A 741-nucleotide genomic window follows, 5' to 3' on the forward strand; every position below is an offset into this window, starting at 1 on the left:
ATTAATAACCAGGTTGGCTTTACCACCAATAAGCGTGAAGACACGCGCTCAACAGAGTATTGTACCGACGTTGCAAAGATGATCGAAGCGCCAATCTTGCATGTAAATGGTGATGACCCCGAAGCTGTTTTGTTTGCTACTCAGGTTGCAATTGATTTCCGCAATCAGTTTAAGAAAGATGTCGTTATTGACTTGTTCTGCTATCGCCGTCGTGGTCATAACGAGGCGGATGAGCCTTCGGGCACGCAGCCATTAATGTATCAAGTGATCAAGAGCTTGAAGACAACTCGTTCTATCTACTCTGAGCGCTTACTTGAAGAGCAGGTGATCTCACAAGAACAGTCTAAAAAGCTTGAAAATGACTACCGTTCAGCACTAGAGAACGGTGATCATGTTACCAAGAGTTTGGTTCTGGAACCGAATAAGTCTATGTATGTTGACTGGACGCCATTCATTGGCCATGAGTGGACAGCTAAGGCTAAGACTTCGGTCAATGCCAAAACCTTGCAGCGTTTAGGTAAAAAGCTAGGTGCGATACATGAAGGCTTTCCTATTCAGAAGCAGGTTCAGAAGATCATTGAAGATCGAAATAAAATGAATCAGGGCGCAATGCCGCTGAACTGGGGTTATGGCGAGGTAATGGCTTATGCTAGTTTGCTAGCAGAAGGTCATGAAATTCGTATCTCAGGTCAAGATGTTGGTCGCGGTACCTTCTCTCATCGTCATGTTGTTTTACACAAC

Annotated in this window: 1 protein-coding gene; it reads left to right on the plus strand. The window is 44.5% G+C overall.

The genetic code is table 11. The features are described from left to right. Nucleotides 1–741: thiamine pyrophosphate-dependent enzyme (locus A3735_RS05695; RefSeq protein WP_255375136.1), on the plus strand; the 741-nt coding region annotated here is incomplete at both ends.

The organism is Oleiphilus sp. HI0061, assembly GCF_001635675.1.